Below are 25,306 nucleotides of genomic sequence, written 5' to 3' on the forward strand. Positions count from 1 at the left end.
GCCTGAGTGCGGAGCTCCTCGACGAGACGTTCCAGAAACGTGGAACAGCTCGTCGAGGAGCTTCGGGTCGGGGCGTGTCAGGTCCTGCTCCGGCGTCGCTGACGTGGGCGGTTCAGCCCGTGGCCGTGTCCGGCGAGCGAGGGTCGGCGGCGCGTTCGCTCGGAGCGTCCTCGCCGCGCAGGTCCTCCTCGGTGAGCACAGGCATCTCGCCGGTGAGCGTCGCGTGGGTGGGCGTGGGCAGGTCCCAGCCCGGCACCTCGTCCACCGGCTGTGGCTCCTCCTCCGGCCGGGACCGGGCCGTGAGGGTGACTCCGGCGCTCGCGACGACGACCAGCACCGCCGCGGTCACGCGCAGGGGAGTGATGCCCTGGTTCAGCAGCAGCACGCCGGCGAGCAGCGCGACCACGGGCTCGAGGCTCAGCATGATCCCGAAGACGTGCCGCGGCAGGCGGCGCAGGGCCGAGAGCTCGAGCGTGTACGGCAGCACCGAGGCGAGCACTGCCGTGCCCAGCGCGAGCAGCAGGAGCTTCGGGTCGGTGAGCCCCACCACCGCACCGGGCGCCCCGAGGGGCAGGACCGCCAGAGCGCCGATCAGCATTGCGACCGCCAGGCCGTCCTGTCCCGGCACGAGGCGCCCCACCCGGGCACTGGTGAGCACGTACAGCCCCCAGAACACGGCTGCGACCAGGGCGAAGACGACGCCCAGCAGATCGAGCGCCGCTGCACCGGTGAGCGACTCGAGCCCGAACAGGCTCACCCCCGCCAGCGCGAGCACCACCCACAGCAGGTCGGTGCGCCGCGTGGACAGCAGCGCTGCGACCGCGAGCGGGCCCAGGAACTCGATCGCCACCGCCGTGCCCAGGGGGATCCGCTCGATCGCGGCATAGAACGCTCCGTTCATCCCGCCGACCACCACGCCGAAGGCGATCACGGCGAGCCACTGCTGGCGCGTGAAGAGGTGCGGCTTCGGGCGCACGATCAGCAGCAGCACGAGCGCCGCGAGACCGAGCCGCAGCGACGTCGTGCCCCAGGAGCCGATCGCGGGGAACAGATGCGTGGCCAGCGCCGCCCCGAACTGGAGCGAACAGCAGGAGGCGAGGATGAACATGATCGGTGTCAGCGGCACCCCGCCCGAGGCGCCCGGGGCGGAGGAGACGCTCTGCGACGTCGTGGGGGCGGAGGTGGGAGAGGAGGTCACGCCTCCACTGTGCCCTTCGAATCCCGCCGGGTCCAGCGATGGTTCACGACGTGTACCGTGAAGCAGAGTCGAACAATCAGGGGGGGGGGGGTGCGCATGCTGAACCTGCACCGGCTGTTCCTGCTGCGAGAACTGCGCAGGCTGGAGACGATGTCCGCGATCGCGAGGGAGCACTCGATGTCGCCGTCGGCAGTCTCCCAGCAGCTCTCCCAGCTGGAGAGGGAGGCCGATGTCACCCTGTTCGAGCAGTCAGGCAGGCGCGTCGTCCTCACCGACGCCGGTGTGCGCCTGGCCCGACGCGCCGAGGAGATGCTCGGCCTGATGGAGTCCGCCGAGGCGGAGCTCGTCACCGCCCAGGGCGAGGCCGGGGGCGTGCTGCGCATCGCGTCCTTCCAGACCCCGCTCATCGCCCTGGCCCCGGTCGCGGTCAGCGTCCTCGAGCAGCGCCATCCCGATCTGCGGATCGAGATCGCCCAACGAGAGGTCGACGAGGCCTATGACGGGCTGCTGTCCCACCGCTTCGACGTGATCCTCGGCGAGGAGTACCCGGGCGGGCAGCAGGTGGTGCGGCGCGGTACCGACCGCGAGCGCCTGCTGCGGGACCCCCTGCTCCTCGTCGTCCCCGACCACGGCGCCGCAGCCGATGCGCAGAGCCTCCGCGACCTCGCCGAGATGCCCTGGGCCCTCGATCCCGAGGGCACCCGCACCGGCGCCTGGGAGCGAACCTACCTGCGCACGGCAGGGATCGAGCCGTGGGTCCGCTTCGACACCCCCGACCCGCTGCTGCAGGTGCACCTGGTGCGCTCCGGCCACGCCGCCGCCTTCGTCCCCGGGCTCATCGCGGCCGAGCACCTCGGCGGCACCCGCGTGCTGCGCCCGCCGGGCGATCCCCATCGAGGTCTCTACACCGCGGCGCGGGCCGGCGCGCGCGAGCATCCCGCACTCCTCGCCTTCCGTGCGGCGCTGCTCGAGGCGGCCGGGGCCCTCGGCGACCTCCCCGGCCTCGAACGGCTGGGAGCCTGAGCTGCCTGAGCCGTTCGAGCCGTCCGGGTGTCCCGAGCCTGTTATCTTGAGATCAAGATATCCCGAGCGAGAAGGGCCGCGATGACGCACACCTGGAACCCGGAGCAGTATCTGCGCTACGGCGACGAACGAGCTCGGCCGTTCCTCGACCTCACCGCCCGGATCGGGGCCGAGCGCCCGGGCCTCGTCGTCGACCTCGGCGCCGGGCCCGCGACGCAGACCCGCCTGCTCGCCGAGCGCTGGCCGGGGGCCGAGGTGCTCGCCGTGGACTCGAGCCCGGAGATGATCGCCCGGGCCGACCTCGTCGAGGGACTCACCGCCGTGCACGGCGACCTGCGCACCTGGACCCCGCCGGGCGAGGTGGACGTGCTCGTGACCAACGCGGCGCTCCAATGGGTGCCCGGACATCTCGACGAGATGCCGCGGCTTGCCGGGATGCTCGCCCCCGGCGGGTGGTTCGCGATGCAGGTACCGGGCAACTTCGACGAGCCCAGCCACACGATCCGCCGGGACCTCGCCGACCAGGAGCCCTATGCCGCGCACCTGCAGGGCATCGCCTCTCCCGCCTCGTACGACGCCGCCACCTACCTGCGCGCGCTCCAGGGGGCCGGGCTCGAGGTCGACGCGTGGGAGACCGTCTATCTCCACGTGCTGCACGGCCCCGACCCCGTCTTCGAATGGGTCTCCGGCACGGGCGCCCGGCCCACCCTGCAGGCGTTGCCGGAGGCGCTCCGCACCGAGTTCGAGGAGGAGTTCAAAGCTCGTCTGCGCGAGGCCTATCCCGAACACGGGCACGGGGTCGTGCTGCCCTTCCGACGCGTCTTCGCCGTCGGCCGCCGCCACTGAGACGGATGCGCACAGCCGAGGCGGGTCCGCGCCGGTGCCGCTAGCCGCCCAGCGGGACCACGCCGAGCACCTCGTGCAGCGGCCCGCCCGAGCGTCCCTGACCGAGCTGCGAGGCCACCAGCTCCACCTCCCGGGCCACCCAGACCGGGCTGCGGTACACCGACAGCGTATGCACCGCGGCCTCGAGCACGAGCCGCGTGGGGTCCGGCGGCGGTTCCTGCCCGCGCCGGCGCCGGCGAGGCGGTCGCGGGGCCCGTGCCGAGACCCGCGCGAGGGTGAGATGGGCGCGACGCCGGGTCCGGGCCTCCACGGCGTCCTCGCCCAGCAGCGGCTCCGCCATCAGCGCCGCGAGCGCCTGCGTCTGCCCGCCCACCCCCGCCCAGAGCGTGCGATGGGCGAACACCCCGGCCCCGGCCAGCTCGAGACGCAGCGGAGCATGAGCGGCCGCCAGCTCCGCGAGCCGGCCGAGCGTCTCCTCCACCGACCCCTCCGGCAGGTCCGCGCGGAAGGCGAGAGTGAGATGCCACTGCGCGGGATCCGTCCACCGCAGCGAGAGGCCGGAGCTCGCCCGCACGTCCTCGAGCGCCGCCTCGAGGGAGCCGAGCACCTCGGGCGGGGGTCGCAGCGCCGCGAAGACCCGCATCGCTCCGCCTGCCGTGGCCGGTCCCGCCGCGTCAGCCGACGGGCGGGAAGCCCGTGGTCGCGGCCTCGGCGATGCGGCGCAGCTGCCTGCGGTCCGAGAGCGCGCCGAGCACGCCGCCGAGGCCCGGGATCGCCTTGCCGAACAGCCGCGCCGAGCGCAGCCCGAAGCGACGGATGAGCCGCCCGCCGACGGCCTGGACGATCGCGGAGTGCGGGGAGTCGGGCAGGCGCCCGGCCACGCCCCGGACGGCCGCGCCGGCCACCGGCCCCAGTCCGAGGGAGCTCAGCACGTCCCCGGACTCCTCGCCGAGCAGCGCCGCGAGCACCCGCACACGGACCTCCTGGTCATCGAGGTCGTAGCCGCGCACCACGGCGATCGCGCCGACCATGCGGGTGGACTGGATGTAGAACTCCATCACGTTGGTCGGCAGGAGCACCGGCAGGGTCACCACGCCGCCCAGGCCCGTGAGGAGGCCGGCCGCCATCACGCCCCGGCGGTGCGAGCGGATGATGCGCCGCACCGCGCGCTCGGGGTGCTTGCGGGCCCGGCCGCGCTGGGCCTTCCGCGCGACCTGCGCGGCCGAGGAGTAGGTGAGCTTCCCGTCCAGGCCGATGTCGCGGACGGTGTCGATCATGCGCTGCACGGCGCCCGTGGGCTCCGCACCGATCTTCTCGGTGCGCGCCTCCTTCATCGCCTGGCGTGCCGTCGTCCGGGCCGCATCGTCGCGGCGCAGCATCCCGAAGATCCCCATCGGGCCTCCCTCGTCATCGTCGTCGATGCCGCGCCGCCGCTGCGGGCGCGACGCGCCCATCATGCCGCGCCGGCCCCGCTGCGGCACCCAGGCGGACCGACCGGTGGGACGCGGAGCAGGGGTGAGCGAGGTCCCGTCGACGTCGGCGCCCGCCTCCGCCGACCCGTCGGGCCCGCGGCGTACTCTCGGAGCACCATGTCCAGCAAGCTCTACCGTGACGACGCGATCGTCCTGCGCACCCACCCGCTGGGCGAGGCCGACCGCATCATCACCCTGCTCACCCGCCGCCACGGGAAGGTGCGCGCGGTCGCCAAGGGCGTGCGCCGCACCGGCAGCCGCTTCGGCGCCCGGCTCGAGCCGTTCACGCTCGTGGACGTCCAGCTGCACGCCGGGCGCAACCTCCACACCGTCACCCAGGTCGTCACGATCGAGGCCTTCGCCATCGGCATCACGGCGGACTACTCGCGCTTCACCGCCGCCAGCGCGATGCTCGAGACGACCGACCGGCTCACCGACGAGATGGTCGACCCCTCCCAGCGCGGCTTCCTCATGCTGGTCGGCGCGCTGCGCGCCCTGGCCGAGGGGCGCATCGCGCCGCCGCCCGTGCTGGACTCCTTCCTGCTGCGCACCCTCGCCGTCTCCGGCTGGGCGCCCGAGCTGCGGGTCTGCGCCTCCTGCGGGGCGGAGGGTCCGCATCACGCCTTCGACGTGCGCGCCGGCGGACTGGTGTGCACGCCCTGCCGTCGTCCCGGCGCGATCGCCGTGCGCCAGTCCACGATCGAGCACATGATCTTCCTGCTCGCCGGGGACTGGGAGAATGTCACCGATGCGGAGGAGACCGTCCAGCACGAGGCCGGCCGGCTCATCTCCGACACGGTGACCTGGCACCTCGAGCGCTCGGTCCGCTCCCTGCACTACGTCGAACGCTGAGCACCATCCCGGGGCCGCCCGCGGCCCGCACGATCCAGGAGGACCCCATGCCCGGTGCACCCCGTCACGGGTACCAGGAGCCGTTCGCCCACCCCAGCGGCGCACAGCCCCCGCAGCTGCCGACCCCCACGATCCCGCGGCACGTCGCCGTGGTCATGGACGGCAACGGCCGCTGGGCCAACCGGCAGGGCCTGCCCCGCACGGCCGGTCACGAGGCGGGGGAGGCGGCGCTGCTGGACGTGGTCGCCGGCGCGCTCCAGATCGGGGTGACGCACCTGAGCGCCTACGCCTTCTCGACCGAGAACTGGAAGCGCTCCCCGGACGAGGTGCGCTTCCTCATGGGCTTCTCCCGCTCCGTGCTGCGCCGCCAGCGCGACACCCTCGACTCCTGGGGCGTGCGGATCGTGTGGATCGGACGGGAGCAGCGTCTGTGGGGCTCGGTGATCCGGGAGCTCAAAGAGGCAGAAGAGCGTACTCGCGAGAACACCCGCATGACGCTGTACATGTGCGTGAACTACGGCGGGCGTGCCGAACTCGTCGACGCCGTGCGGGAGATCGCCGAGGAGGCGCGGGCGGGCCGGCTCAAGGGCTCCGGCATCAGCGAGCGGACCATCCAACGCCATCTGATCGACCCGCACATGCCCGAGGTGGACCTGTTCCTGCGCACCAGCGGCGAGCAGCGCACCTCGAACTTCCTGCTGTGGCAGGCGGCCTACGCGGAGCTCGTGTTCGTGCCCGAGCTGTGGCCGGACGTGGACCGGCTCGTGCTGTGGCGGGCGGTCACCGAGTACGCGCGCCGCGACCGGCGGTACGGGGGAGCGGTGGATGCTCCCGCCGCGGCGGCGGCCGAGAGCACGGAGGGTCAGTCCGCGGGGGTCTGAGCCGCCCGATCGCACCCGGCGGACGCCTCGTCGGCCGTCACGGTCTCGTCGGCCCTCGCGGTGCCGTCGGCCGACGCGGTCTGCGCCGCCGGCTCGGCGGCGCTCTCGGCGAGGGCGTCGACCACCGTCTCGCGCACCCCGGTGCGGCGACGGTGGCGCAGCACGAGGGCGACGAGGAGGACCAGCAGGGCCAGCACGGCGACGGCGCCGGCGGGGGAGACCAGGAACAGCTCGAGCCATCCCGCCACGGCCACGAGCCCCACGGTCGCGTAGATGACGGCCCAGGCGAGGCCGCCGACGGCGAGCGCGGGCAGGTAGCGCTTCGCGGGCATCCCGGTCAGGCCCGCCGCCGCGTTCGCCGCGGTCTGGAAGCCGACGGTGAGGAAGCTCAGCGCCACCACCCCCGCGCCCCAGCGGTTCACGAGCACGGTCGCCCGCTGCACGCCCGGGGACTCGAGCAGCGTCTTGACCCGTCCCCGGTTCGCCGCGCGACGGGCCCCGCGGCCGAGCAGATAGGTGCCGCCCGCGCGCGCCCAGATCACGACGTACAGGAAGCCGATCGCGGGCAGCAGCGGCAGGCCCTGGACCCAGTCCATCACCGGCCCGTCACCTCCTCCGCGTCGGCGTCCTCGATGCCGTCCTCCTCGTCCTCGGCGTCCTCCACGGCGGTGCGGGAATGCTCCTCGCACAGCCCGAAGACCTCCAGGGTGTGGTCCAGCTCGGTGAAGCCGTGCTCGCGGGCGATCGCGGTCATCGACGCCTCCAGCCGCGGGGCGAGGAACTCGACGGTCCGGCCGCACTCCCGGCACACCAGATGATGGTGGTGGCCGGTGTCCTCGCACTGCCTGTACAGGGACTCGCCGTCCCCGGCCACGAGCACGTCCAGCCGACCGGCACGGGAGAGCGCCTGCAGGTTCCGGTACACGGTCGCCAGGCCCACGGTCTCCCCGTCGGCGCGCATCTGCTCATGGATCTGCTGGGCGCTGCGGAAGTCCGCCTGCCGGGAGAGCGTCTCGAGGATCGCGGCGCGCTGGCGGGTGTTCCTTTGCATGGCCACATTGTCTCCCACCCGCGGCGGGACCTCCATCACTGGTGGGAGGAACCACGCAGCGGCACGGGCGCGGCGCCCGGGGTGCTCGGCCCGGGGCCGCCCACCGGGGCGCGACGGCGCGCCGAGCGCAGCGAGCGGGTGAGCAGTCCCAGCACGTACACCCCGATCGTCAGCAGCACGATCACGCCGCCGGGCGGCAGGTCCACGTACACGGTGACCAGCAGGCCGCCCACGGCGCACAGCACCGCGATGACCATGGCGGTGCGCATCGTGCGGGCGAAGCCGACCACGAGGTGCTGGGCGGCGGCGACCGGCACGATCATCAGCGCGGAGACCATCAGCGCGCCCACGATCCGCATCGACAGCGTCACCGTCAGCGCCGCCATCACGGCGATCAGCACATTCACCGTCCGCACCGGCAGCCCGGACGCGCGGGCGAACTCGTCGTCGGCCGTGACCGCGGACAGAAGCCCTGACAGCCCCACCCCGATCGCGAGCACCACCACGGCCAGGACCAGGGCGATCACCATGTCCAGGCGCGTCACGGTCGACAGGGACCCGAAGAGATAGCCCATGAGGTTCTGGGAGGTGCCGCCGGCGAGCTGGATGATCACGACGCCGCCGGCGATGCCGCCGTAGAACAGGATCGCCAGCGCCACATCACGGCTGGTATGGCTGATCTCGCGCACGTACTCGATCATCACCGCCCCGATCACGGAGGCGGCCAGTGCCCCCGGGATCGCGAGCAGGTCAGCGGGGGTGGCCGCGAGCCAGGCGCCGACGAGCCAGCCGACGGCCACACCCGTCAGCGCGACGTGCCCGAGCCCGTCGCCGAGCAGGGAGAGCCGCTTCTGCACCAGATAGGTGCCGACGACGGGGGCGGTCAGCCCGATGAGCACCGCGATGATGAGCGGATAGCGCAGCAGCTCGGAGGTGAGGATGTCCAACGTCGAGATCATGCGGGGTGGATCTCCTGTCCCAGGCATTCGTCCAGCGGGGCGGCATCCTCCGGATGGCCGTGCCCGGGGTCCAGCCGCGGCCGCTCGCTCACGGGGCCGTCGTGGACCACCCGTCCGTGGTCGAGCACGACGGCGCGGCTGATGTCGTCGGTGAGCGGACCGGTCTCGTGCAGGACCACGAGCAGGGTGGTGCCGCGCGCGGAGAGGTCGCGGAAGAGGGCGGCGATGAGCTCCTGGGTGGGCGTGTCCACCCCGGAGAAGGGCTCGTCGAGCACGAGCAGCTCGGGATCACGCACGAGGGCCCGGGCGATCATCACCCGACGGCGCTGTCCTCCGGACATGCGGGTGGTGGGCCGGCCGGCGAGGTCGGCCATGCCGACGGCCTCGAGCGCGGCATCGATCCGGGGATCGCGGACGCTCGGCCACCAGCGGCGTGCGGTGAGCAGGCCGCTGGCCACGGTCTCCCGCGCGGTCGCCGGGATGGATCCGGTGTCGGCGGACTCCTGCGGGACGTAGCCCAGCCCGTCATGGGCGAGGCCCTGGGAGACCGGGCGGCCCAGCAGGCGGGCGGTGCCGCTCTCGAGGGGCAGCACCCCCACGACGGCGCGCAGCAGCGTGGACTTGCCCGAGCCGTTGGCGCCCAGGAGAGCGACGAGCTCGCCGGCGTCGATGCGCAGATCGACGCCGTGCAGCACGCGCTGCGCTCCGCGGGCGACGTTCGCACCGTGGACCTCGACGACCGGTGCGGCCTGCTCGCTCACGCCCAGCTCTCCGTGAGGGCGGTGCAGTTGCTTCTCATGACGGCAGGGTAATCGGCGTCCGGGGACTGCTGGGTCTCTAGGTTGTCGAGCTCGGCGCTGTCGATCCCGAGGTTCTCGGCGAGGGTCTGGGCGACCTTCGGCGAGGCGGTCGCCTCGAAGAAGATCGTGGTGACGTCCTCCTCGCGCACGACGTCCTCGAGCGCGAGGAGGCGCTGCGGGGAGGGCTCGGTCTCGGGGTCGATGCCGGAGATCCCGACCTGGTGCAGGTGATACCGCTCGGCGAGATAGGTGTAGGCAGCGTGGCTGGTGATGAAGGTGCGTCGCTCCTCGGTGACCTCCTCGAAGGCCGCGGTCAGCTCGGCGTCGAGGTCCCCGAGCTCCTCGCGCACCGCCGCCGCGGCGGCGGTGAACTCCTCTGCGTTCTCGGGGGAGAGCTCGGCCAGGCGCTCGGCGACCGCGTCGCCGAGGTCCGCCATGCGCACGGGGTCCTGCCAGAAGTGCGGGTCGTTCGGGCCGTGGTCGTGGCCCTCGTGCCCCTCCTCCTCGGCGCCCTCGTCCGCGTGCTCGGCGTGCTCGGCCTCGCTCTCCCCGGCGTGGCCCTCCTCGACGCTGCCCGCGTCCGCGGGCAGCAGAGTGATCACCGAGGAGACATCGAGCACGTTGTCGCCCTCCTGGGAGGCGATCGCGTCGTCGAGGGCGGTCTGGAAGCCCGGGATCTGCAGCACGAGGTCCGCCTGCTCGATGAGGAGGGTCTGCTTCACGGAGAGCTCGAGACCGTGGGCGTCGGCGCCGGGCGTGGTCAGGTCGGTCAGGGCGACGTGCTCGCCGCCGATCCGCGTGACCAGGAAGCTCAGCGCATAGGCCGAGGTCACCACGGTCAGGCCGTCCCCGTCGGCCTCGTCCTCCCGGCCGCAGGCGGACAGCAGCGCGGCCCCTGCGCCGAGTCCGAGGGCGGAGAGCAGCGTGCGGCGGCGGAGCATGGGAGCAAGCGTCATGACAATCATTCTCACGAGCGTCGGGGCGGCGCGCAAGTCGAGCGGGGCGCGTCGGCCCTGCGCGTGGGGACGCTCACACCTCGTCGATGACTATGCTGGAGCGGTTCCGACCGCACCGTCACCAGGAGTCTCCCCGTGGCCAAGGCCCCCACCAGCACGCTGGACAACGTCATCGCTCTCGCCAAGAAGCGCGGCTTCGTGTTCCAGGCCGGTGAGATCTACGGAGGCTCCCGCTCCGCCTGGGACTACGGCCCCCTCGGCGTGGAGCTCAAGGAGAACATCAAGCGGCAGTGGTGGCGCGCCTTCGTCCAGTCCCGGGGCGACATGGTGGGCCTGGACTCCTCGATCATCCTCCCCAAGCGGGTGTGGGAGGCCTCCGGTCACGTCGCGACCTTCACCGACCCGCTCGTGGAGTGCCGCAGCTGCCACAACCGCTTCCGCGAGGACCACCTGATCGAGGCCTTCGAGACGAAGAAGGGCCGCGCCCCCGAGGGCGGCCTCGCCGAGGTCGCCTGCCCCAACTGCGGCACCCGCGGCGAGTTCACCGAGCCCCAGCAGTTCTCCGGCCTGGTGAAGACCTACCTCGGCCCAGTGGACTCCGAATCCGGGCTGCACTTCCTGCGCCCCGAGACGGCGCAGGGCATCTTCGTGAACTTCCTCAACGTCGTCACCGCCACCCGGCAGAAGCCGCCCTTCGGCATCGGCCAGGTCGGCAAGGCGTTCCGCAACGAGATCACGCCCGGCAACTTCATCTTCCGCACGCGCGAGTTCGAGCAGATGGAGATCGAGTACTTCACCCCGCCGGCTGAGGCGCAGGAGCACTTCGAGCACTGGGTCGAGGCCTGCTGGAGCTGGTTCCTCGACCTCGGCATCGCCGAGGAGAACCTGCGCCGCTTCGACGTGCCCGAGGACGAGCGCGCCCACTACAGCGCCGCGACGATCGACTTCGAGTACCGCTTCGGCTTCCAGGGCAGCGAGTGGGGCGAGCTCATGGGCATCGCCAACCGCACCGACTTCGACCTCTCCAGCCACACCGACGCCTCCGGCACGAAGATGCAGTACTTCGACCAGGCCGCGAACGAGCGCTACACGCCCTACGTGATCGAGCCGAGCTTCGGCCTGACCCGCTCGATGATGGCCTTCCTCGTGGACGCCTACACCGAGGACGAGGCCCCGAACGCCAAGGGCGGGGTCGACAAGCGCACCGTCCTGAAGCTCGACCCGCGCCTCGCGCCGATCAAGGTCGCGGTGCTGCCGCTGTCCAAGAGCGAGGACCTCGTGCCCCGCGCCAACGAGCTCGCGGACCGGCTGCGCAAGCACTGGAACGTCGAGGTCGACGTCACCCAGGCGATCGGCCGCCGCTACCGCCGCCAGGACGAGATCGGCACCCCGTTCTGCGTCACCGTCGACTTCGACACGATCGAGGACCAGGCCGTGACGATCCGCGAGCGCGACACGATGCAGCAGGAGCGCGTGGCCCTGGACCAGGTCGAGACCTATCTCGCCGCGCGCCTGATCGGCGCCTGAGCACGACCCACGGCCGACGGGGCCGACGGGGCCGACGGGGCCGACGGGGCCGACGGGGCCGACGGGCCTATGGCGGCACGAGGTGGCGATATCGCCACCTCGTGCCGCCATGGGCCGGCCCGTGACACGGCGGGGCGGGGCGGCGACGTGGCGACTCCGCGCGTGGCAGAGTGCAGCCCATGACCCGCATCGCCGGCCTCGAGCTGTCCGCCGCCTATCACGAGCAGGTCGTCGCACCGCTGCTGGAGCGCGGGCTGCCCGGGCTCCCGCACGCCGCGGCGCGACTGGGCTCCGGGTCGGACGTGCTCGGATTCGACGACGAGCAGTCGCGCGACCACGACTGGGGGCTACGGCTCACGCTGCTGGTCGAGGGCGGCGCGGCCGCGGAGGTCGACGCGCTACTCGAGCGGGAGCTGCCGGCCACCTGGCGCGGGCTCCCCACGCGCTTCGCGACCACCTGGGACCCGGTGGTCCGCCAGCGGGTCGAGGTCGCCTCCGCCGGGGACTTCGCCGCCTCCCGGGTCGGGATCGTGCCGCAGCGGCTCGTCGGCGCCGAGCCCCTCGAGCTCGAGGACTGGCTCCAGCTGACCGGACAGGCGGCGCTCGAGGTGACGGCCGGGGCGGTCCTCCACGACGGCCCGGGCGTGCTCACCGCGATCCGCACGCGGCTCGCGCAGTACCCGGAGGACGTGCGCCGGTACGCGATCGGCGCGGACTGGACCCGCATCGGCCAGGAGCTGCCGGACGTGGGACGCGCCGGGCTGCGCGGCGACGAGGACGGCTCCGCCGTGATCGCCGCGCGCCATGTGCGCACCCTGCTGCATCTCGCCCATCTGCTGCATCGCCGGTGGGCGCCGTACGGGAAGTGGCTCGCCCGCTCCGCCGCCGCGCTCCCGGGCGGGGACGCCTTGCGCACGGCCGTGCTCGAGGTGCTCGGCGCGCCCGACTGGCGCACCCGGCAGCAGACCCTCGCCGCGGCGATCGAGCACGTCGCCGCGACCCAGGGCCGGGTGGGACTGCCCACCCTCGACCCCGCCACCGAGGCCTTCTTCGACCGCCCCCACGTGGGGCTCCGAGGGCTCCCGGAGCTGCTCGCGCAGGAGATCGTCAACCCGGACGTGCGAGCGTTGCGGCCCGGGATCGGCACCGCGGAGCAGATCAGCGACCACGTGAGCGTGCTGGTCGACCCCGCGCTGCGCCGACGGCTCGTCGGCGGCTGAGCCAGCCCCCTGCCCTTCTGATCCTCTGCTCTGCGCTGATCCGTCCCGGGTTGATCAGCACGGGGCGGAGAAGGGGATCGCCGGGCCCGGCGGCGACGCAGTCTGGGGCCATGACCACTGACACCCTCCCTCCGCCCCGACTCCAGGACGCCGAGAGCCCCGCCCCGGAGCCCCTCGGCAGCCTGACCGCCACCAGACTCCTCCACCAGCGCGTGCTGCTGCTGGATCGCGAGCTCGAGCAGGTGGGCGGCGCGGCGCTGGCCGCACAGCTGCTCCTGCTCGCCGCCGAGGACCCCGCCGCCGACATCACCCTGCTGATCAGCTCCCCCGGCGGACTGGTGCCCGCGATGCTCGCCATCGGCGACCTGATGGACCTCGTCCCCTGCGACGTGCGCACGGTGGCGCTGGGCATGGCCTACAGCGCCGGGCAGTACCTCCTCACCCAGGGCACGCCCGGGAAGCGATACGTGCTGCCCCGCTCCCAGGTGCTCATGCACCAGGGCTCGGCCGGCTTCGGCGGCAGCGCCGCCGACATCGAGCTGCAGGCCGAGGACCTGCGCCGCAACCGCGACCTGCTGATCCGCCTGACCGCCGAGCGCACCGGGCAGAGCGAGGAGACGATCGCCCGGGACTCCGAGCGGGACCGGATCTGGGACGCCGAGGGCGCGGTCGCCTACGGCTTCGCCGACCACGTCGCCCGCGACCTCGGCGAGATCCTGCCGCTCGGATCGACCGGCTCCCGGGGCCGCACCGCGGGGATCGGCGGCGGGCGATGAGCAGCTACACCATCCCGTCGGTCATCGAGCGCACCCACACCGGGGCCGAGCGCAGCGCGGACGTCTTCTCCCGTCTGCTCAGCGACCGCATCGTCTACCTCGGCACCCCGGTCGACGACGGCGTCGCGAACACCGTGATCGCCCAGATCCTGCACCTGGAGAACGACTCCGCCGACGCCCCGATCCATCTGTACCTCAACTCCTCGGGCGGGGACGTGCAGGCGGTGCTCGCCATCTACGACACCCTCGCCTATGTGCGCAGCCGCGTGGCGGTGACCTGCATCGGCCAGGTCATCGCCGCGCCCGTGCTGCTGCTGGCCGCGGGGACCCCGGGGATGCGCTGGGTGCTGCCGCACACCCGGGTGGTGCTCCATCCGCTCGAGGCGCAGGGCCGCGGGGCGGTGCCCGATCTGATCCTGGCGACCGAGGAGGTGCAGCGGCTGCGCGGCGATCTCGAGACGCTCCTGGCCGAGCACTCCGGGCAGCAGCGGGAGAAGGTGCGGCGGGACCTCGAGCGCGAGCGCGTGCTGGATGCGTCCGCAGCCGTCGACTACGGCCTGGCCGACGAGGTGCTGCTCAGGCGGCCGCGAGCAGGGTGACGCCCGGCGCCCCGGGCGGCGAGGGTGCGCCCCGGAGCTGCACAGCACCGGGGCCGCGCGCCCCGGCCGCGGCGCCGTGCGAGCCGTCGGGCGAGGAGCGCAGGTCGAGCACGGCCGCGCCGGCCTGCCGCGCGGTGCCGCTGCGGTCCTCGGCGTGCAGCAGGGAGGCGTCGGCCGCGCGGAGCAGGAGCAGCGGGACCTCGATACCGAGGGCGCCGAGGATCGCGGCGAGCAGCTCCGAGGAGGGGTCCTTGCGTCCCCGCTCGACATCGGAGAGATGCTGCATGGACACCCCGGCCGCGGCCGCGACCTCGGCGAGGGTGCGGCGCTGCCGGTGCCTCTCGGCCCGCAGCTCCGCCCCCATCAGCTCCCGCAGCAGCGGCTCGAGGTGAGAGTCCATGTCGAGGAGACTACGGTCACCGCGGGCGGCGCGTCAGGGGCTCCGCTCTGGGCGGAAGCGCCCTGCTGCGGGACGGCTCGCACCGGCAGGAGAGAACGCACCCCGGCGGGAAGGCTCACCTCGGAGGGACGGCGAGCTCAGGGCAGGGCGACCAGCAGATGCGGCAGGACGTGCCGGGCGAAGGTGTCGAGGATCCGGGTGCTGTCCTCGAGCGGGGAGCCGGCGGGGAGCACGAGCGCGATCTCGTCGGCCTCGAGCACCACCGGGTCCGCCAGCAGCGCCTGCGCGACGGCGACCGGCTCGTCGAGCACCACCTTCCCGTAGACCGCGCTGCGACCGCCGAGCTCGGTGCGGCGATGCTCGGCGAGCACCCCGGGCTCGGCGGAGCGCTCGCGCGGGATCAGGGTCGTGTATCGCTCGAGCTCGGCCTCGTCCCGGACGGGCAGCATCTGCCGGCTGACCATGACCCGGCCCTCGCCGTTCCCGGAGGCGCGAGAGGCCTCGCGATAGGCGCGCAGCGCCTCGAGCTGGAGCTGCTCGAAGGACCGCCCGGAGCCGTCGTCCGGAGCCATGGTCGCCAGCTGCAGGCCCAGGCCCAGTCGACCCGCCATCGCGGCGCGCTCGGGGCTCGCCGCCCCATAGGCGAGGCGCTCGCGCAGCCCCGGTGCCTGCGGCTGCAGGCGCAGCGGTGCCCCCGGCTCGACCTCCTCGACATGCGCATCGGCGCCTGCGACGATCTCCCCGTCGACGAAGGAGAGCAGGTCGTGCAGGATCCGGTCCACGTGGTCGCGGTGGTCGCCGTGCTGGGTCCCGAAGGCACGGGCGTACATCGCGTCGTGCGCCGAGTAACCGGGGCCGAGGCCGGCACGCAGCCGCCCGCCGGTCAGCAGATGCGCGGTGGCCAGGTCCTCCGCGAGCCGGCCGGCGTTCTCGAAGCGCAGCGGGATCACTGCGGTGCCGAGCTCGATGCGCTCGGTGCGCTGGGCGAGAGCGGCGAGGAACAGCAGAGGCGAGGACAGGGCCTGCTGCAGGTGCCGCACTCGCACATAGCCCGCGTCGTAGCCGAGCGCCTCGGCGGCGCGGAACAGCGAGGACCCTGCGTCCAGATCGCCGTGGTCCACCTGGGCGACGACGGCGATGCGCGGGGCGGCGAGCCCGGCGGCGGTCGCGTCGGCCGCGCGGGTCGCGCCCGAGGGATCTGAAGGGGATCGGTCAGCGGGGGATGTCATCATGCCGCGCCTCCTTCGGGTGATGTCCTCGGCGATCGGCGGCATCCGGCGCCGGGGAGTGGTGCCGATGCCCCATTCTCCCTCGCCCGGGCTCGCCCGGAAGGGGACCGAGGACCCGGAGCGGTCCTCCCCACCGCGGCTCGATGCACATCACCTCCCAGGGCCTCCCGAACGTCCGCCCAGGATGGGACAATCCAGGGACGATGACGCTTCTGATCGAGACCCCGCCCACCGCTCCAGCCCCCGCCGGCCCCTCGTCGGCCCCCGGCCCGGAGCGGGCTCGGCGACCCCTCACGATCGGGAACCTCACCGTCGACACCCCGGTGATGCTCGCCCCCATGGCGGGAGTGACCAACATGGCCTTCCGCGTGCTCTGCCGCGAGTTCGGGGCGCTGCACAGCCTGGACGACGGCGGGCTGTTCCCCACGGAGATGGTCACCACCCGCGCGCTCATCGAGGACCATGCCGAGTCCTGGCGCCTGCTGCGCATGGACTCCCGCGAACGGCCCCGCTCCGTGCAGCTGTACGGCGTGGACCCCGCGGTCGTGGCCCGCTCGATCGAGATGATCCTCGAGCGTGACGGCGCCGACCACATCGACCTGAACTTCGGCTGCCCCGTCCCCAAGGTCACCCGCCGCGGCGGCGGCGGGGTGCTGCCCTGGAAGGACGAGCTGTTCACCCGCATCCTGCGCGCCGCGGTCGACGCGGCCGAGGACGTGCCCGTGACCGTCAAGACCCGCAAGGGCGTGGACGACGACCACCTCACCTACCGCGACGCGGGCCTCATCGCCCAGGAGGTCGGCGCCGCCGCGATCACCCTCCACGGCCGGACCGTGAAGGAGCAGTACTCCGGCACCGCCGACTGGACCTCGATCGCGGACCTCAAGCAGACCGTCACCGACATCCCCGTGCTGGGCAACGGCGACGTGTGGTCCGCCGAGGATGCGCTGCGGATGATGGACGAGACCGGCGCGGACGGTGTCGTCGTGGGCCGAGGCTGTCAGGGCCGCCCCTGGCTCTTCGCGGATCTCGCGGCCGGCTTCTCCGGCAGCGCCGAGCGGGTCCGCCCCGGCCTCGGGGACGTCGCCCGCATCCTGCGCCGCCACGCGGAGCTGCTCACCGAGTTCTACGAGAGCGAGGATCGCGGGGTGAAGGACCTGCGCAAGCATGTCGCCTGGTACTTCAAGGGCTATCCCGTCGGCGGCGACATGCGCCGGCGGCTGGCGACCATGGAGTCCCTCGCCGACCTCGACGAGAAGCTCGCCGAGCTCGACCTCTCCGCCCCCTACCCGGGCACCGACGTCGAAGGCCCCCGCGGCCGCACCGGTCATCCCCGCAACGCCACGGTCCCCGCCGGCTGGATGGACTCCCGCGCCCTGTCCGACGAGCACCGCGCCCGCCTCCACGAGGCCGAGCTCGACATCTCGGGCGGCTGAGCGATGACCACGCAGACCCCCGCCACGGCCGTGCCCCCGGCCGGGTACACCGACCACGACCTCGAGCGCTGGGTCCCCGAGCCCCCGAAGTCGAGGACCCGCACGCCCTTCCAGCGCGACCGCGCCCGCGTGCTGCACTCCTCGGCCCTGCGCCGCCTCGGCGCGAAGACCCAGGTGCTCGGCGCGGGAGCGAACGACTTCGTGCGCACCCGCCTCACCCATTCCCTCGAGGTCGCGCAGGTGGGACGCGACATCGGGGCCGAGCTCGGCTGCGATCCGGAGGTCGTGGACGCCGCATGCCTCTCCCATGACCTCGGCCATCCGCCCTTCGGCCACAACGGCGAGAAGGTCCTCGACGACATCGCCCGCGACTTCGGCGGCTTCGAGGGCAACGCCCAGACCCTGCGGCTGCTCACCCGGCTCGAGCCCAAGGTGATCGGCGAGCAGCGGCCCTACGGTCTGAACCTGACCCGCGCCTGCGTGGACGCGGCGATCAAGTATCCGTGGGCGCGCGGGGAGGGCCCCGACCCCTCCTCGCCCAAGTTCGGCACCTACGCCGACGACCACGAGGTCTACGCCTGGGCTCGCGAGGGCTCCGTGCCAGGACGGAAGTGCTTCGAGGCGCAGGTCATGGACCTCGCCGACGACATCGCCTATTCCGTCCACGACATCGAGGACGCGATCACCGGGCGCACCATCGATCTCGGCCGGCTGCGCGAGCCGATGGAGCGCGCGGCCGCGCTCTACGTGGTCCAGGACTGGTACATGCCCCACGAGAGCATCGACGCGCTGGACGAGGCGCTCGCGCGCCTCGAGGCGGAGCCCTCGTGGCTGTCCGCCTTCGACGGGTCGATGCGCTCCGCCGCGGCGCTGAAGGACATGGCCAGCCAGCTCATCGGCCGGTTCACGAACGCCGCGATCACCGCGACCCGCGCCGAGCACGACACCGCCCCGCTGTCCCGCTACGGCGGCGACGTCATCGTGCCGGAGCAGACCCATCTCGAGATCGCGGTGCTCAAGGGGCTCGCGGCCGCGTACGTGATGTCCTCCGCCTCCCAGCAGCCCGTCTACGAGGCGCAGGAGGAGATCATCCGCGATCTCTACTCCCGGCTGTGGCACACCGGCACCCAGCATCTCAGCCCCCTGTTCGCCGAGCTGTGGCAGCAGGCGGCCGACGACGACGCGCGCCGTCGCGTGATCGTGGACCAGATCGCCTCCTACACCGACGTCACCGCCCGTCGCCTGCACGAGGTGCTCTTCGATCGCACCCTCACGCATGTCACCGCGGCGGACATGCCCCTGCCCGGACTCGGATCGGAGCTCTGAGCGGGTGGCACAGGGACTGATCCGACGCGCCGACGTGGACCTCGTGCGCGAGCGCTCCCGCCTGGACGAGGTGGTCTCCGAGCACGTCACCCTGCGCACCGCCGGGATCGGCTCGATGAAGGGGCTGTGCCCCTTCCACGACGAGAAGACCCCCTCGTTCAACATCCGCCCTCAGCTCGGCCATTGGCACTGCTTCGGCTGCGGCGAGGGCGGGGACGTGATCTCCTTCGTCCAGAAGATCAACCACCTCAGCTTCGTCGAGGCTGTCGAGCTGCTCGCGGGGCGCTACGGCGTCCAGCTGCACTACGAGGAGAGCGAGGGCGGTCGCGGGGACCGTCCCGACTTCGGGACCCGACGCCGTCTGATGGACGCGCACGCGATCGCGGAGGAGTTCTACCGCGAGCAGCTCTCCGCCCCGATCGCCGAGGTGGGACGGCGATTCCTCACCGAGCGCGGCTTCGACCAGGCCGCCGCCGAGCGCTTCGGCGTGGGCTTCGCCCCCGAGGGCTGGGACTCGCTGACCTCGGTGCTGCGCGGGCGCGGCTTCACCGAGGAGGAGCTCACCGCCAGCGGTCTCGTCTCCCAGGGGCAGCGCGGCGTCTACGACCGCTTCCGCGGCCGGCTCGTGTGGCCGATCCGCGACATCACCGGCAAGACCATCGGCTTCGGCGCCAGGCGGCTGCTCGAGTCCGACCAGGGCCCGAAGTACCTCAACACCCCCGAGACCGCGATCTACCACAAGTCCTCGGTGCTGTACGGGCTGGACCTCGCCCGCAAGGAGATCGCCTCCCAGCACCGGGTGGTCGTGGTCGAGGGGTACACCGACGTGATGGCCGCTCACCTGGCAGGGGTCACCACCGCCGTGGCCTCCTGCGGCACCGCGTTCGGGGCCGAGCACGTGAAGATCGTGCGCCGCGTGATGGGGGACTCGAACCCCTCGGCCGGGCTGCGGCTGAACACCGACGGGAAGGGCCTGGCCGGCGAGGTGATCTTCACCTTCGACGGCGACGCCGCCGGGCAGAAGGCAGCGCTGCGCGCCTTCGAGGAGGACCAGCGCTTCGTCGCCCAGACCTACGTCGCCGTCGAACCGGGCGGGATGGATCCCTGCGACCTGCGCATCCAGCGCGGGGACGAGGCGGTGCGGGAGCTGATCGAGACCCGTCGGCCGCTGTTCGAGTTCGCGATCCGCACCGCGATCTCGCAGGTCGACCTCGACACCGTCGAGGGGCAGGTGACCGCGCTGCGGATGGCCGCACCGGTCGTGGCCCGGATCCGGGACCGCGCGATGCGACCCGAGTACGCGCGGCGCCTCGCCGGCTGGCTCGGCATGGAGGAGCGCACCGTGCTGCGCGCCGTGCACGACGCCGCCCGCGCCGAGGGCCGGGGAGGGCACCGGGCCGAGGAGACGCCGCTGGAGCGAGCGGGGGAGCGGCCGGGTGGTCCCGGCGCCGACGGCGCCGACGGAGGCGAGCAGGCGGTGCCCATGCCGCGCCTGGCCGACGTGGTCAGCCCGCGCGACCCGGTGGGACTCGTGGAGACCCAGTCCCTCGCGGTGATGCTGCAGGCGCCCAGGCTGCTGGACGCCGAGCGGGTGGCGGCCCTGCCCGACGACTCCTTCCACGTCCCCGCCCTCCAGGGCGTGTGGGATGTGATGCTCGCCGCGGGCACGCTCCTGGACGCGGTCGCAGGGGAGCTGCCCGCCGCCCGCTATCTCGAGCAGGTCCTCGAGATCGCCGGGGAGACGGTGCGGCCGCTGATCGTCGAGATCGCGAACCTCGACCTCCCGGCCCGCAGCGAGGAGGCGCTGGGCCGGCTCGGGGTCTCGCTGCTGGACCGGCTCAGCGAGCTGTCGATCACCCGCGAGTACTCGGTGCTCAAGCAGCGCCTGCAGCGTACCGACCCCTCCGATGCCGAGCGGTACCAGGAGATCATGTCGCGCCTCGCGCAGGTGCAGGGCAGGCGCCGCGCGCTGCGCGGTCCGAGCGACTGACCCGGCTCGTCCCGGCTGGGGAAGCACACCCGGTCCTGGCAGGGGCAGCGCGCCGCGGCCCGGCCGCGGCGGCCCGTCGGGCCCTGATCCTCCGCACCAGCTCGAGGGCCCCGCCGAGCGCGAGGGCGAGGCCGATCCCGAGCGCGACGCCCAGGAGCGGGTTCTGCGCGAAGGCGAGCCCGCCCAGCATCCCGATGCCCACGTAGTACAGCGACCACGTGAGCGAGGCCAGGGAGGAGAACAGCACGAAGGTGCGGCGGGGCATGCCGGTCGCACCTGCGGTGAGGTTCACGGCCGTGCGCGCACCGGGCACGAAGCGGGCCCCGAGGATGATCACGGCACCGCGGGTGCGCAGCGCCGCCTCCGTCCTCCCGATCACCGCTCCCGCGATCCGGCGCTCGCGCAGCCGACGTGCCCACGGGCCGGCTCCACGCCCGACATGATGGGCGAGCACGTCCCCGAGCAGTGCCCCCGCCCACGCCGCCACGACCAGCAGCGCGGCGGAGGGGCTGCCGGTGACGGCGAAGGTCCCCGCGGTGAGCACGACCGTCTCCGCCGGCACCATCGGCACCAGCGAGTCGCCCACGGCGAGGACCAGCACGAGCAGGAGCAGCCAGGGCGAGGCCATGAGCGTCTCGGCGAGGGCGAGGATGCTGTCCATGCTGCGTCTCCGGGGTAGTGGGCGAACACCTGGTCGAACCCTTCCGACGCTAGGCGCCGGCAGGTGCCGGGCACCGCCCTGCAGGCCGTGCGGTTCCCGGCGGGGACCTGCGCCCGGACCCTGCAGGAAACCCCCTGGGGCGGCGTCGCCGCGCTTGGTAGCGTCGGCCGCCTCAGGCCCGGCCGCCTCTCGCCGCCGCCCTCCCGATCATCCCGGAGACCCGATGTCGCTGCCCTCCCGCCCCGGCGCCGCCGTGCCGCGCGGCCCCCTGCGCCTGCTGCGCCGGGCCGTGCGTCAGGTGCTGGGCACGCTGGGCGGTCTGGTGCTCGGCCCGCTGCTGCTGCTGGCCTGGCTGGTCTCGCTGCTGCGTCGGCAGGGCCTGCTGGATCGCGTGCGCGACCTGGAGATGCGGCGCCTGCGCCGCTCCTATCAGCTCCGGCCGGAGCAGCCCGAGGACCACGTCCTCGTCGGCGCGCGGATCCCGCTGTGGGCGCTGCTGATGACGCTCGCGGGCTGGCTCATGCTCGAGGTGCTGATGCTCGCGATCGCCGTGGTGCTGGGCAGCCTCGCCCAGTCCCTGTCCGGCTCCTTCGTCACGCTGAGCTTCGACCTGTGGGTGCTCAGCCGGCCGGCGCCGCTGGTCATGCTGGTGCTGGGGCCGGGGAGCCTGCTGGTCACAGCGCTGTACGCCGAGGGCGTCGCCTGGCTGCTCGCCGCCGTGCTGGGACGCTGGACGGCGGTCGCGCGCGCGGACGCCCTCGAGCCGCGCCTGCACCAGCTGCTGGTCACCCGCCGCGGCGTCGTCCTCGCGATCGACGACGAGCGCCGACGGATCGAACGGGACCTGCACGACGGCGTGCAGCAGAACGTGGTCTCCCTGTCGGTCACGCTCGCCCGCGCCCGGCGCAGCCAGGATCCCGAGCGCGCCGCCGCGCTGCTCGCCCAGGCCCACGCCCAGTCCCAGGAGCTGATCGAGGAGGTGCGCCAGGTCGCCTGGCGGGTGTACCCCACCGCGCTGGACGAGCACGGCCTCGCCTCCGCCCTCGACGGGATCGCCGCCACGAGCCCGCTGCCTGTGCGGCTGGAGACGGCGATCGGCCACGAGCTGCCGCCCGCGGTGGAGTCGGCCGCCTACTTCGTCGCCCGGGAGGCGGTCACCAACGTGGTCAAGCATGCGGCGGCCTCCGAGGTCGAGGTCGAGGTGCGCACCGCGCCGCTGCACGGCCGCCGCGGCGTGCGCCTCGTGGTGCGCGACGACGGGATCGGCGGCGCGGACCCGGAGGGCGGCGGGCTCCAGGGCCTGGCCCGTCGGGTCGCGGCGCTGGACGGTACCCTCGAGGTGGACAGCCCCGCCGGCGGTCCCACCGCCATCACCGCGGAGATCCCCAGTGACTGAGCCGAACACCCCCGACGCACCCGATGCCCGAGAGCCCGCGCAGCCGCGTGACGGGATCGTCCTCGCCGACGACGCCGTGCTGCTGCGCGAGGGCGTGCGCAGCCTCCTGGAGGACGAGGGGCACACTGTCCTCGCCGCCGTCGGCGACGGAGAGCAGCTGCTCGAGGAGGTCCGTCGCCATCGCCCGCGGATCGCGATCGTCGACGTGCGCATGCCGCCCACCCACACCGACGAGGGGCTGGTGGCGGCCCTCGCCATCAAGCGCGAGCTGCCCGAGGTGGGGGTGCTGATGCTCTCCCAGCACGTCGCCCGCGAGTACGCGACCGAGCTGCTGGGCGCGGAGACGACGGGCATCGGCTACCTGCTCAAGGACCGCATCACCGAGATCGACGGCTTCCTCGACGCGGTGCGGCGCGTCGCCGAGGGCGGCACCGTCATCGACCCGGCGGTGGTGCGCGCCCTGCTGCGCAGCCCCGAGCAGCGACGGGCCGTGGAGCGTCTCAGCCCGCGCGAGCTCGAGGTGCTCGAGGTGATGGCCGAGGGGCTCTCGAACCGGGGGATCGCCGAGCGGCTGCATCTGTCCGTGAGCACGGTCGAGAAGGCGGGCAGCGCGATCTTCGACAAGCTCGATCTCAGCGGTCAGGAGCAGGGCAGCCGCCGTGTGCTGGCGGTGCTGCGCTTCCTCGAGTCGCGACACGGCCTCGAGGGGGCTCCGGGAGCGGCCGATGCGTCCGGGCGGCGACCTCGTTGACCAGGTCCCGCTGACGGGCGGCGAGCGCCGCGCGGAGAACGGCCAGGCCCCGCAGCGCTTCAGGCGCGGAGGTGACCGCGGCGGGTGCGGCGTGAGCCGCCCCGACTCCCGCGCCCTCCGCCTCGAGCTCGTCCAGCAGGCCGAGGGCGATCTCGAGGTCCTGGATCAGGCCCAGCTCCTCCTGCACCGCCTCCGCGCGCTCCCGGTGGTGAGCGGCGGCGGGCTCGGCGGCGAGGAGCTCCGCGGCGTACCGCCACCGCTTGGCGGCCTTGCGCGCCGAATGCAGCGCGGCGGGATCCGCGCCCGCAGCCCGCAGACGCCGACGGGTGAGCGCCTCGGCCTCGCCGAGGGCCTGGGCGACGTCGAGCCTCGGCAGGGACGGGGGAGTGCGCGACCAGTCCTGCAGCAGCGTCGCCGCCTCCTGCCAGCGCGGAGCCTCCGCGGCCGGGGCGAGCGCTGCCAGCGCCGCGGCGCGGCGTGCGGCGAGCTCGTGCTCGAGGAGGGCGCGGAGCGGTGCGGCGGCGGGATCAGGGGTGAGCTCGTCGGCGGCCGGGAGCAGCAGCTCGGAGAGCACGTCCACGTCCCGCACCGCCCCGAGCACGAGGGCCACCTCCTGCAGCGCGGCGTCGACCGCGGTGGGGTCCGCGACGAGGGCGGGGAGGGTGCGCACGGTCGCCCTCAGCCTGCGCAGCGAGGTGCGGGAGTCGTGGACGACCTCGACGGGCAGGTCGCCCCCGCGTCGCCGCATCGCCTCGAGCGCGCGGGCGGCGTGCAGGCGCAGGTAGTCCTCCGGCGCCCCGCCCTCGGCGCCGGAGCGCGGCGTGCTCCGCGGACCCGGCGCCGGCGGGCTCGGCCGGGTGCTCACTCCTCGGAGAGATCCGGGGCGAGGACGTAGTCGTGCAGGGCTCCCTCGAGCCCCTCGGCGACCGCCGCGGACAGCAGCAGCACCGTGTCCTCGACGGCCACGACCTTCCGGCGCAGCTCCGGCAGCTCGTGCAGCTCTCCCTGCTGGATGACGAACGGCTCGGGCGCCTCGACGCGGATCGCGCCGTGCAGCACGTAGATCGAGGCGGGCACCTCGGACTCGTGCTCGGTGAGCTGGGTCCCCTCTGTCAGCGACAGGATCGTCTGCTGGAGGGTGGCGCGCCGCACGACGCCCTCGGAGTGGAAGCCGGTGCCGGAGCCCCGTGCCGCATCGATGGAACGGGTGATGATGGGGGTCAGCGCGACCATGATGGATTCCTCCTCGGTGATGGATCCTCCTGCCAGTATCCGTCGGGAGGGGCGAAAGGTCATGCCCTTCACCCGGACGGTCGCTCCTGCACCTCGCGGGACGCTCGCGAGGTGGCGGGGCGTTACGCTCCAGGGACGAGGAACGAGGACGAGGCGGTGCACGTGGACGAGACCGAGCCGGGCGACGGCCACGAGGGCTACTGGTATCCCGAGCACGGCTCCGCGGTCGAGCTGCTCTCCGCGCTGCGCGCCTACCAGGCGGCCCACACCGCCCTGCGCCGACGGATGAGCGCCGAGATGGCCATGAACACCACCGATCTCGCCGCCCTGCGGCACGTGATCGCCCACGAGCGGCGCGAGGAGCCGCTGACCCCGCTGGCGCTCGCGCGGCTGCTGCGGATCTCCGGGGCCTCCACCTCGAAGCTGCTGGACCGCCTCACCGCCTCGGGCCATCTCCGCCGCGCGCCTCACCCGCACGACGGCCGCTCGAGCGTGGTCCTCGCCACCGCGCACGGGCACGCCCAGGTGCGCGAGCGTCTCACCGGGATGCACCGGCGGATGCAGGAGACCGCCGAGCTGGTGCCCGAGAGCGCCCGGCGCGAGACGGCCGCGTTCCTGCGCGGTATCGCGCAGGTGCTGGAAACCGAGAGCAGCTCCTCCGCCCCGCTCTCACCGGCCTCGCCTCCCTCGACCGCGTCGTCGCCGGTGCCGCCCGAGAGCTGAT

At 73.5% G+C, this 25,306-nt stretch carries 27 protein-coding genes; 14 read left to right on the forward strand and 13 right to left on the reverse strand.

All coding sequences use genetic code 11. The features are described from left to right. Positions 1–112 precede the first annotated feature (112 nt). Positions 113–1,198 (reverse strand): DMT family transporter, encoded by a 1,086-nt coding sequence (locus D1648_RS11080; RefSeq protein ID WP_241155452.1) that lies wholly within the window; start codon positions 1,196–1,198, stop codon positions 113–115. Between the two features lie 96 nt (positions 1,199–1,294). Here D1648_RS11080 and D1648_RS11085 point away from each other — a divergent pair, with 96 nt between their 5' ends. Together D1648_RS11085 and D1648_RS11090 are read left to right on the forward strand one after the other, a co-directional pair. Beyond that, on the forward strand, positions 1,295–2,221 hold the full coding sequence (locus tag D1648_RS11085; protein WP_122941711.1) for a LysR family transcriptional regulator: 927 nt from the start codon (positions 1,295–1,297) through the stop codon (positions 2,219–2,221). Positions 2,222–2,302: 81 nt separating this feature from the next. Then, a complete protein-coding gene (locus D1648_RS11090) occupies positions 2,303–3,067 on the forward strand; it encodes a methyltransferase domain-containing protein (RefSeq protein ID WP_122941713.1) in 765 nt (254 codons plus the stop codon). A 40-nt stretch (positions 3,068–3,107) separates the two neighbouring features. On the opposite strand, the gene thpR is transcribed toward D1648_RS11090, so the two are convergent. Together thpR and D1648_RS11100 are read right to left on the reverse strand one after the other, a co-directional pair. Continuing rightward, positions 3,108–3,710 carry an RNA 2',3'-cyclic phosphodiesterase gene (gene thpR / locus D1648_RS11095; protein WP_122941715.1) on the reverse strand — a complete coding sequence of 201 codons (603 nt, stop codon included), beginning with the start codon at positions 3,708–3,710 and terminating at the stop codon, positions 3,108–3,110. A 31-nt stretch (positions 3,711–3,741) separates the two neighbouring features. Next, the gene (locus D1648_RS11100) at positions 3,742–4,461 is read right to left on the reverse strand and encodes an EcsC family protein (protein ID WP_122941717.1); all 720 of its coding nucleotides are present in this window, start codon (positions 4,459–4,461) and stop codon (positions 3,742–3,744) included. A 195-nt stretch (positions 4,462–4,656) separates the two neighbouring features. Here D1648_RS11100 and recO point away from each other — a divergent pair, with 195 nt between their 5' ends. Together recO and D1648_RS11110 are read left to right on the forward strand one after the other, a co-directional pair. After that, positions 4,657–5,391, forward strand: coding sequence for a DNA repair protein RecO (recO, locus tag D1648_RS11105; protein WP_122941719.1), 735 nt, complete (start codon positions 4,657–4,659; stop codon positions 5,389–5,391). A 47-nt stretch (positions 5,392–5,438) separates the two neighbouring features. Next, positions 5,439–6,272 carry an isoprenyl transferase gene (locus D1648_RS11110; RefSeq protein WP_122941721.1) on the forward strand — a complete coding sequence of 278 codons (834 nt, stop codon included), beginning with the start codon at positions 5,439–5,441 and terminating at the stop codon, positions 6,270–6,272. Here the strand turns inward: D1648_RS11110 and D1648_RS11115 are convergent. The 5 genes from D1648_RS11115 to D1648_RS11135 are packed head-to-tail and all read right to left on the reverse strand — an operon-like array spanning position 6,254 to position 10,038. Beyond that, complete coding sequence (locus D1648_RS11115) at positions 6,254–6,868, reverse strand: DedA family protein (protein ID WP_241155453.1); 615 nt, start codon at positions 6,866–6,868, stop codon at positions 6,254–6,256. The genes D1648_RS11110 and D1648_RS11115 overlap by 19 nt on opposite strands. Continuing rightward, positions 6,868–7,323 (reverse strand): Fur family transcriptional regulator, encoded by a 456-nt coding sequence (locus tag D1648_RS11120; protein ID WP_122941725.1) that lies wholly within the window; start codon positions 7,321–7,323, stop codon positions 6,868–6,870. Before D1648_RS11120 ends, D1648_RS11115 begins: the two co-directional genes overlap by 1 nt. Before the next feature lie 35 nt (positions 7,324–7,358). Continuing rightward, positions 7,359–8,282 carry a metal ABC transporter permease gene (locus D1648_RS11125; RefSeq protein ID WP_122941727.1) on the reverse strand — a complete coding sequence of 308 codons (924 nt, stop codon included), beginning with the start codon at positions 8,280–8,282 and terminating at the stop codon, positions 7,359–7,361. Continuing rightward, a complete protein-coding gene (locus D1648_RS11130) occupies positions 8,279–9,043 on the reverse strand; it encodes a metal ABC transporter ATP-binding protein (protein WP_122941729.1) in 765 nt (254 codons plus the stop codon). Before D1648_RS11130 ends, D1648_RS11125 begins: the two co-directional genes overlap by 4 nt. Beyond that, on the reverse strand, positions 9,040–10,038 hold the full coding sequence (locus tag D1648_RS11135; RefSeq protein ID WP_122941732.1) for a metal ABC transporter substrate-binding protein: 999 nt from the start codon (positions 10,036–10,038) through the stop codon (positions 9,040–9,042). The genes D1648_RS11130 and D1648_RS11135 overlap by 4 nt, the downstream gene beginning before the upstream one ends. A 135-nt stretch (positions 10,039–10,173) precedes the next feature. Between D1648_RS11135 and D1648_RS11140 the strand changes: the two genes are divergently transcribed. From D1648_RS11140 to D1648_RS11155, 4 genes are all read left to right on the forward strand, one after another. Beyond that, positions 10,174–11,565 carry a glycine--tRNA ligase gene (locus tag D1648_RS11140; RefSeq protein WP_122941734.1) on the forward strand — a complete coding sequence of 464 codons (1,392 nt, stop codon included), beginning with the start codon at positions 10,174–10,176 and terminating at the stop codon, positions 11,563–11,565. Between the two features lie 179 nt (positions 11,566–11,744). Further along, positions 11,745–12,785, forward strand: coding sequence for a DUF4037 domain-containing protein (locus D1648_RS11145; protein ID WP_122941736.1), 1,041 nt, complete (start codon positions 11,745–11,747; stop codon positions 12,783–12,785). Between the two features lie 110 nt (positions 12,786–12,895). Beyond that, positions 12,896–13,561 carry a ClpP family protease gene (locus D1648_RS11150; protein WP_122941738.1) on the forward strand — a complete coding sequence of 222 codons (666 nt, stop codon included), beginning with the start codon at positions 12,896–12,898 and terminating at the stop codon, positions 13,559–13,561. Further along, positions 13,558–14,160, forward strand: a complete 603-nt coding sequence (locus D1648_RS11155; protein WP_122941740.1) for a ClpP family protease — start codon at positions 13,558–13,560, stop codon at positions 14,158–14,160. Before D1648_RS11150 ends, D1648_RS11155 begins: the two co-directional genes overlap by 4 nt. Here the strand turns inward: D1648_RS11155 and D1648_RS11160 are convergent. Both D1648_RS11160 and D1648_RS11165 read right to left on the reverse strand, forming a co-directional pair. Further along, entirely contained in the window at positions 14,138–14,560 is a 423-nt protein-coding gene (locus tag D1648_RS11160) for a helix-turn-helix domain-containing protein (RefSeq protein ID WP_122941742.1), read from the reverse strand. The two genes, D1648_RS11155 and D1648_RS11160, sit on opposite strands and share 23 nt — an antisense overlap. A gap of 137 nt (positions 14,561–14,697) precedes the next feature. Then, positions 14,698–15,792, reverse strand: a complete 1,095-nt coding sequence (locus D1648_RS11165) for an LLM class flavin-dependent oxidoreductase (RefSeq protein ID WP_122941744.1) — start codon at positions 15,790–15,792, stop codon at positions 14,698–14,700. Positions 15,793–15,992: 200 nt separating this feature from the next. Between D1648_RS11165 and dusB the strand changes: the two genes are divergently transcribed. From dusB to dnaG, 3 genes are read left to right on the forward strand one after another with little or no spacing between them, the layout of a single operon-like run. Further along, a complete protein-coding gene (gene dusB / locus D1648_RS11170) occupies positions 15,993–17,225 on the forward strand; it encodes a tRNA dihydrouridine synthase DusB (protein WP_122941746.1) in 1,233 nt (410 codons plus the stop codon). A 3-nt stretch (positions 17,226–17,228) separates the two neighbouring features. Further along, positions 17,229–18,551, forward strand: coding sequence for a deoxyguanosinetriphosphate triphosphohydrolase (locus D1648_RS11175; RefSeq protein ID WP_122941748.1), 1,323 nt, complete (start codon positions 17,229–17,231; stop codon positions 18,549–18,551). Between the two features lie 4 nt (positions 18,552–18,555). Continuing rightward, positions 18,556–20,541, forward strand: coding sequence for a DNA primase (gene dnaG, locus D1648_RS11180; protein ID WP_122941750.1), 1,986 nt, complete (start codon positions 18,556–18,558; stop codon positions 20,539–20,541). Here the strand turns inward: dnaG and D1648_RS11185 are convergent. Then, positions 20,480–21,202, reverse strand: a complete 723-nt coding sequence (locus D1648_RS11185) for a DedA family protein (protein WP_122941884.1) — start codon at positions 21,200–21,202, stop codon at positions 20,480–20,482. The two genes, dnaG and D1648_RS11185, sit on opposite strands and share 62 nt — an antisense overlap. A 223-nt stretch (positions 21,203–21,425) precedes the next feature. Here D1648_RS11185 and D1648_RS11190 point away from each other — a divergent pair, with 223 nt between their 5' ends. Together D1648_RS11190 and D1648_RS11195 are read left to right on the forward strand one after the other, a co-directional pair. Beyond that, entirely contained in the window at positions 21,426–22,598 is a 1,173-nt protein-coding gene (locus D1648_RS11190; RefSeq protein WP_164518685.1) for a sensor histidine kinase, read from the forward strand. 55 nt (positions 22,599–22,653) lie between these two features. After that, positions 22,654–23,349: a response regulator transcription factor gene (locus tag D1648_RS11195; RefSeq protein WP_122941887.1), complete on the forward strand. Its 696-nt coding sequence runs from the start codon at positions 22,654–22,656 to the stop codon at positions 23,347–23,349. On the opposite strand, the gene D1648_RS11200 is transcribed toward D1648_RS11195, so the two are convergent. Beyond that, positions 23,231–24,214, reverse strand: a complete 984-nt coding sequence (locus D1648_RS11200) for a CHAD domain-containing protein (protein ID WP_122941754.1) — start codon at positions 24,212–24,214, stop codon at positions 23,231–23,233. The genes D1648_RS11195 and D1648_RS11200 overlap by 119 nt on opposite strands. Further along, entirely contained in the window at positions 24,211–24,582 is a 372-nt protein-coding gene (locus D1648_RS11205; RefSeq protein WP_122941756.1) for a hypothetical protein, read from the reverse strand. The genes D1648_RS11200 and D1648_RS11205 overlap by 4 nt, the downstream gene beginning before the upstream one ends. Positions 24,583–24,744: 162 nt before the next feature. Here D1648_RS11205 and D1648_RS11210 point away from each other — a divergent pair, with 162 nt between their 5' ends. After that, complete coding sequence (locus tag D1648_RS11210) at positions 24,745–25,305, forward strand: MarR family winged helix-turn-helix transcriptional regulator (protein WP_122941889.1); 561 nt, start codon at positions 24,745–24,747, stop codon at positions 25,303–25,305. Position 25,306 lies beyond the last annotated feature (1 nt).

The organism is Brachybacterium sp. EE-P12 (assembly GCF_003711805.1).
Lineage (GTDB): Bacteria > Actinomycetota > Actinomycetes > Actinomycetales > Dermabacteraceae > Brachybacterium.